The sequence below is a fragment of the Acidiluteibacter ferrifornacis genome, from assembly GCF_009909615.1.
Classification (GTDB): domain Bacteria; phylum Bacteroidota; class Bacteroidia; order Flavobacteriales_E; family Vicingaceae; genus Acidiluteibacter; species Acidiluteibacter ferrifornacis.
This window is the reverse complement of record NZ_WWNE01000002.1, coordinates 64,419-71,567: the sequence shown is the minus strand read 5'-3', so window position 1 is coordinate 71,567 and position 7,149 is coordinate 64,419. Positions and strand designations below refer to the sequence as shown.

At 37.0% G+C, this 7,149-nt stretch carries 5 protein-coding genes; all 5 read left to right on the top strand.

The window, feature by feature from the left end:
• Positions 1 to 2,712 (top strand): beta strand repeat-containing protein (locus GQN54_RS00330; RefSeq protein ID WP_394350971.1); only part of this gene is annotated, 2,712 nt, incomplete at its 5' end.
• Between the two features lie 47 nt (positions 2,713 to 2,759).
• Entirely contained in the window at positions 2,760 to 4,031 is a 1,272-nt protein-coding gene (locus GQN54_RS00325) for a hypothetical protein (protein ID WP_160630819.1), read from the top strand.
• 9 nt (positions 4,032 to 4,040) lie between these two features.
• On the top strand, positions 4,041 to 5,981 hold the full coding sequence (locus tag GQN54_RS00320; RefSeq protein ID WP_160630817.1) for a hypothetical protein: 1,941 nt from the start codon (positions 4,041 to 4,043) through the stop codon (positions 5,979 to 5,981).
• Positions 5,981 to 6,388: a hypothetical protein gene (locus tag GQN54_RS00315; RefSeq protein WP_160630815.1), complete on the top strand. Its 408-nt coding sequence runs from the start codon at positions 5,981 to 5,983 to the stop codon at positions 6,386 to 6,388. Before GQN54_RS00320 ends, GQN54_RS00315 begins: the two co-directional genes overlap by 1 nt.
• A 2-nt stretch (positions 6,389 to 6,390) precedes the next feature.
• On the top strand, positions 6,391 to 7,149 hold the full coding sequence (locus GQN54_RS00310) for a gliding motility-associated C-terminal domain-containing protein (RefSeq protein WP_160630813.1): 759 nt from the start codon (positions 6,391 to 6,393) through the stop codon (positions 7,147 to 7,149).

Genomic DNA, 7,149 nt, shown 5'->3' with positions numbered 1-7,149 from the left:
CAAACAGCAGATGGGAAGTTGGCGGCAAGAATCGTGAATGACTCGACTAGTTTGCAGACTCACATTATAAATGATGGCGATTTAAGTGTTACGAATGAGCTTCAAGATTTATCATTCGTTGGAGATTCTTTAAAAATAAATGGAGGCTCTTCTGTTAGAATTAAAGATATTAGAGATAGCTCATTAACTGATTTGGCAGATAGTACTGCTGTAATTAGAGGGTTAATCAGTTCTTCGGGTGATAACTTAGGTAATCATACTGCAACGCAAAACCTAAACCTTGGCACTTTTGATTTAGTAGGAAACGGAGGGTCAGAAGGTATAAATATTTCAGCAGCAGGTAATGTTGGAATTGGAATGCCCGGTGCATCGGCAAAACTTTCTCTTTTAAATTCTAGTTCAGGAGGGGTATTACTGATTTCTAACACACAAACATCAGTATCTACGACCAACTCTGCTATAATAAATACCGCAGGTTCAAATGGAAACAATACTGGATTGAATATTACCACTTCTGGTGGTTCCCTATACAATTCAGGAGTAAGTTCTTACACTACTTCCACCGGGACAGCAAGCGCGATAGGGTATGATGGAAATGGTTCCAATACTTCTGGAAATGGAACAGCATACGGTGCGAAGTTAAGTGCTACATCAATTGCAGGAACTGCTTTTGGACTGAATGCATTATCAACTAGTAGTGGTGGAACCTCAACAGGTTACGGAATATTTACAGAAGCTAGTGGTAATGGAGCTACCAATTATGGACTATACGCTAAAGCATCCGGAGCCGGAATAAATTATTCAGGATATTTTGACGTTGGTGATGTATTAATAAATGATACATTAATTCTAATTAAAACTTTTAAACTTCCGACTAATTCAGGAGAAGGGAAGGTTTTAGTGTCAGATTCAAAAGGTGTTGCAAAGTGGGAAAATCCAACTTCAGTTGATACGGCATGGAATCATAAAGCCACTCAAAATATTCAATTACAAGGGAAATACATTTCTAATGATGGAGACAGTGAGGGTATACACATAGCTCCAAATGGCAATGTAACCATTGGAAGTAATAAAGGCTTTAACCAATTTGGAATTTGGCAAGAAACTACCGAGGCCGAGTTGAGCATATTCTCAGAAACGAAATCTGCTAGTATTGAAATGGGAGCCTCTGGTGCTGGAGAATCAAATGTATTAAGAGCGTTTAAATTTAGAGGGAATTGGCCCTCATTTTCAAGCGTTTTGGCAGGTGATGATATCTTTAAATTAGAAATTTCCGCACATAATGGGAGTAGCTCAAGCCCTTCAGATGCCATGAACATTTCTGTTGATGGAGTGAATAGTGGAAATGTTGCCACTAGAATAGACTTTTCAACTGTGAATCTTTCCGGGTCAAATGATAAAAGACTGTCGATTACTAATGCGGGTAATGTGGGAATTGGAAATACCAACCCTGATTCGTTGCTTACAGTTAATGGCGGTATCATGGCTAATTATCTTAGACTAACAAATGGTGCTGGAGTAGGAAGAGTTTTAACATCAAGTTCAAATGGTTCTGCGAGTTGGAGTGATATAAGTAGTTTAATTACTCAAGATACAATGTCAATAATTAGAAGTTCAGATTCTAGTACCTACGTCAGTACAACAACTCCTGGTGAAGTAAATATAGCAGTCGATGATACTGTATTTTTTGAGTTTGATAAAAGAAGGTTAGAGTTCCTTAATACGAATAGTATAATTATAGGAGAGGATGCCGCTATTAATGCGAATCAAAATACTGAAGTGACTGCAATTGGTCAAGGAGCACTGAGAAGCAATACAACAGGAGCAGGAAATACGGCAATTGGTACAGGTGCTATTTTAGGCGCTAACACTACGGGAAATGAAAATACAGCTGTTGGTCATATTGCTTTAAGATCTAATACTACTGGGTCACAAAATACAGCATTGGGTTCTGGAGCTTTGGATCTAAATGTAACTGGTAGTAATAACATCGCTATTGGGCAAAGAGCTTTAGAAAAAGGAACTACTGCTGAGAATAATGTAGCTATTGGTGGTAGAGCTTTAGAAAATAATAGTGGAAATTCAAATGTAGCGATTGGTAATTACTCAGGGAATACTAACATAAGTGGAGATAGTAATATTTTCATCGGGCATCTAGCTGGTTACAATGAAATGGGAAGCAATAAGCTCTATATCGCTAATGACAGTACGGACACACCACTAATTTTTGGTGACTTTGCTGCGGACGCTTTAGCTATCAATGGGGTTTTAACTGTTGATAGTGCCAAGAATGGTAGCGGATATACATTCCCAGGTTCCAAAGGTACTAATGGACAGGTGTTAACTTCTGATGGATCAGGAAAAGTAACATGGAAAGCGCCGACAGTCGCAGTAGAAGCTTGTCCTTCAGGGATGGTAGCTGCAGGACCAAAAATGTGTATTGAAACGGCCGAAAGAGGTGCAACAACGTGGTTTACTGCTGCGCTTACTTGTACTGGTTTAGGACGTAAACTTCCAACTTGGGCAGAGTGGTATTCCGGTGTCTCTTTAGGAACTGGTATAGCAAACACTACGGATGATTGGGAATGGGTTGACGGTGGAACTTCAAATACAGTAAGAAAAGTAGGAAATGGTGGTTTGCAGAATACAGCAAATGATACTCCGACCAATGGTGTAGATGTTACTTTTAGATGTGTTTACTACAGAAGGTAGGAATCTTTAAGGTGATAAGGGATAAGTTTATAGCGTAGGGATAAAAAATGGGAAAGTTTATAAATAATAGTTGGAACTCGAATCGCAAGAAAATATGCATGTTTCTTGCGTTGCTGGCTGTAAACTTTTTTTCATTTGGGCAAAGTGTGTCAATCAATAGCGATGGAACACCTCCAGAACCATCTGCAATGCTTGATGTTTCGGATACATCTAGAGGTATTTTGATTCCAAGAATGACGGCTTCTCAGCGATTAGCAATAGTATCGCCTGCCAATGGATTATTAGTATACCAAACAGACGCGTTGGAAGGAATATATACTTACTCTACCAACAGTGGTACTTGGGCTAAATTAGTTGCTCAAAACGATTTAAGTCTCACCAACATTTTAGATAATGGAAATGATGCAGCTGAAGATACTGCTTACAACTTCGGAGCATTTTCAATTGGGATAAATCGTTTGCCAAAATCGTCTATGGAGATAGATACATTTTTAACAATTCAAGGAAAATCCTATCAAGGATTTAGATGGTATGGCTACAATACGTATGTGGATGGAGCGAATAAACTTAGATATCTTAATGATGGGCAAGCAGGAATATTAGGTTTTGGAGGAGATAAAACCATTATTGGTCATTGGCTGGATGGAACAGCAAATTCTCTAATTTCCGACGATGCCTCTAGTTCAATTTCTTTGGATAATTCTAGTGTTTCTATAGATGGGGAAGAGGCTAACTTTTCGATTGGTTTAAGAGGAGTTACATACGTAGATTCATTGAGGATAAATCAGAGCTATTCTTTCCCCACAAATGATGGTTCAAATGGACAAGTTTTAACTACTAATGGGTCCGGGGCTACTTATTGGAGTTCTCCTTCTGCTAGTAGTGATAACTTAGGAAATCATACAGCCACTGCCAATATTCAATTAAATGGAAATTACTTATCTAATGATGGAGGAAATGAAGGGATAACAATTGATAACAGTGGGAATATTAATATTAACAATGGAGAACTTCGAACCACAGCTAATGGCTTTGCCAATATGATTCCAATCGCATATGGAAATGTATATTTTACTGGTTCTTTAGGTGCGAATTCCGGGAATGTATCAGTCAGTAAAGTCTCAACGGGGGTTTATGACATTACCATTTCTGGAGAATCCTATTCAAACGGAAGTTATGCGACAAATGCTACTATTGTAGGTAGTACTTACGGATTTATTCATACAGATGCAGTGGGTGGAAAGCTAAGAGTTTACACCAGAAATGCTGGAGAATCTTCAACTGACATACAATTTCACTTTACGGTTTACAAGCCATAACAAACTATAATGAAGCAATTTATTTTATTTTTATTTTTAATCTCATTTTTAATTTCTTCAGGACAGAATGTATCTATAAACGCAAATGGTACTGATCCTGATAATTCTGCTATGCTGGATGTTTTTGCAACAGACAAAGGATTATTGATTCCACGGATGACCGAGGCACAGAAAAATGCCATTACTAATCCTGCTACCAGCTTAATTATTTTTCAGTCGAATAATGATGTAGGATTCTATTTTAATGCAGGTACACCTGGAACACCATCTTGGATTAAGTTGATGAGCGAAAATGATCTTGGAGAGCCAGTAGCCATTCAGGATGCTGATGGAGACACCAAAATAGATGTAGCAGGTAGTGGTGATGATGATATCATTCGATTTGAACAATCTGGCTCAGAATATTTTAGAATGGATTCAGGTCGATTTGAAGTCGTCAATTCAAATAACTCTGTATCTATTGGGAATAATTCAGGGGCAGGACTGATATCCAATAACAATAGCTTCCAAAATGTTGTAGTAGGTAATAATAGTATGAATGGAATTGTTGGAAGAGATAACCTTGCGATTGGCTTTAATGTTATGACTTCGCCAACTTCAATAGCAGTAAGGGAAAATACAGCCATAGGACAACAATCCATGCAAGCTTTAACTACCGGTTACCATAATACAGCAGTTGGTCGTGCTTCACTCACAAGTATTGAATCTGGTTTTGAAAACACTTCAATTGGTCGAAACACGCTTTCTGGTAATATTACAGGAAGCAATAATGTTGCATTAGGTAATCAAGCGGGGGCAAGTACCACAGGAAGTCTAAATGTGTTTATTGGAAATCAAGCTGGATCAGGTTATGTGGGAGACAATGCATTATTCATTGACAATTCAAATACTAATAGCCCATTAATTTTTGGAGATTTTGCAAATGACTCTGTTAAGATTTATGGAGTACTTTCAGTAGACTCTGCGAAAAATGGCACTGGCTATAGTCTGCCTGGGAATAGAGGAACTTCTGGAGAAATATTACATACTGACGGTCTTGGAAAAACTTATTGGTCAACTTCAGCTGCATCGGCATTTAACTTAACAGGTCAAACAGTGGTACCCAATTCAAATAATTATAGATTTGCTGTTGGGACATCTTCAATACGAGCTAATTTTAAATCTGAAATAGAGGTGAATACTGGAGGTTCAACAAGTGGATTGCTTATTGACAATCAATCTAATGCTGGGTCGAATAAAAAAATAGGATTACAAATTGAAATAAGTTCAAGCTCCTCGAAAGAAAAGTATGGTATTCGAAATTATGTAATCGGTACAGCGGGTTCATCTGACTCATTATTTGGAAATTATACAGAAATCACTCCGAATAATACTACTACTACTCCCCCTGCTTTTGCCTATAAGTCTAAATTCATGGGAACAGATGGGACTACCTATGGTGTTTATACAGAAAACGAAGACTATAATTATTTTAGTGGGAAAGTGGGAATAGGAACAAACACTCCTAATAACTTATTAACTGTATATAGTGCTGTCGAAGGGGCCTATTTTGATCTGAAAGGGGTAGGAGATGCATTTAATTTTTCTGGTTTTAAACTAGATTCTGATGAAGGGACTGACAAAAGTTGGGCGTTCTACCATAGAAAAATAGGAAGTGAATTAAATAATTTTTCTTTTGAGTTTTTCGATGGTTCTACCTACATAAAACCGTTTAACATTACGCCCGGTGGAAGAATTGGAGTAGGTAATAACAATCTATTGCCAACTTCAGATTTAGATGTTGTTGGAGATATAGAAATAGATGGTAGTGGGGGTGTTGGAAATGACGCTTTTTATTTTGGGGATCCATCAGTTGACGGTACGTGGAGAATAAAGAGAGATGGTAACGACCTTTCTTTTGAAAGAAGAGAAAGCGGTACTTGGATATTTAAAATGAAAATTAATCCATGATGAGACGAGCTATTTTAATGGGAATTACACTGTTTTTTGTAGAAACGCTTTACGGGCAATCAACGTCGTTTCAAGCCCTCATTACAGGGTCTTGGACTTCTTCATATAATTGGTCCAATGGTATCCCTGATGAGAATACTGATGTTACTATTGAAGGAGCACTTACCTTTAATTGTACAGTAAATGGAAATGGGAAATGTCATGATTTAATTCATACAAGTTATAGCACCTTAAATATTAATCAAGATGTTACTCTGACGATTTGGGGAAATTTGTATTTGGGAGACTTATCAACAATGAAAAACAATGGAACTATAGTGCTTCATGGAGACTATTATTACAACGGAAAAAAGAGAATTGAATCGAATGGATCTATTCAGATAAATTCATCAATAGAAACGAATTAAAGATGTCAATAAAACCAATGTATAGTAAACCGCACTACATACTTTGCTTGCTGATAGCCAATTTATTGATTTTTTCAATGAATGGACAATCATTAGAAAGAGCAGTAATAAGTAGTACTGGAAACAGTACCTTAAGTACAAGTTTCTACTTGGAGTCAACAGTAGGAGAAATGGCAGTAGAGTTTTCTAATTCAACCAACTATGTGCTTCAGGCAGGGTTTCAGCAAGGAAATTCTTTATTGATTTTTGATAGTTTAGATTTTACAATTGACATATTCAACACCAGTTGTGAGGGTTATTCTGATGGGTCTGCCATTGTATCAAATATTAACGGGTGTATCGCTCCTTACCAAATTATTTTTTCAGATGGATCTGTTGATTCTACTCAAACTGGGTTATTAGCTGGTATTCATCAAGTCACAGTTATTGGGTTTAATGGATGTAGTTTAACAAAGTCATTTGAGATTGGTACTGAACCTCTCGGTTTTTGCGACCTTGTTTTTTATTCAGGCTTTACTCCAAATGGGGATAATGTGAACGACTTATGGTTAATAGATAATATCACTAATTACCCAGAGAATACTTTAACTATCTATAACAGATATGGCGAAAAAGTAAATCAGTTCAAAAATTATGATAATTCAACTGTAGTGTGGGATGGTAGTAATTTAAATGATAAATTGCTTCCAGGAGCCACCTATTTTTATGTTTTAGAATCTGGTAATCAAATTAAAAAAGGGTGGGTAGAATTAACAAAATAG

Excerpts from the sequence above, each read along its gene's own strand:
- GQN54_RS00325 (WP_160630819.1), top strand. The coding sequence starts at position 2,760 with ATGGGAAAGTTTATAAATAATAGTTGGAACTCGAATCGCAAGAAAATA.
- GQN54_RS00320 (WP_160630817.1), top strand. The coding sequence starts at position 4,041 with ATGAAGCAATTTATTTTATTTTTATTTTTAATCTCATTTTTAATTTCT.
- GQN54_RS00315 (WP_160630815.1), top strand. The coding sequence starts at position 5,981 with ATGAGACGAGCTATTTTAATGGGAATTACACTGTTTTTTGTAGAAACG.
- GQN54_RS00310 (WP_160630813.1), top strand. The coding sequence starts at position 6,391 with ATGTCAATAAAACCAATGTATAGTAAACCGCACTACATACTTTGCTTG.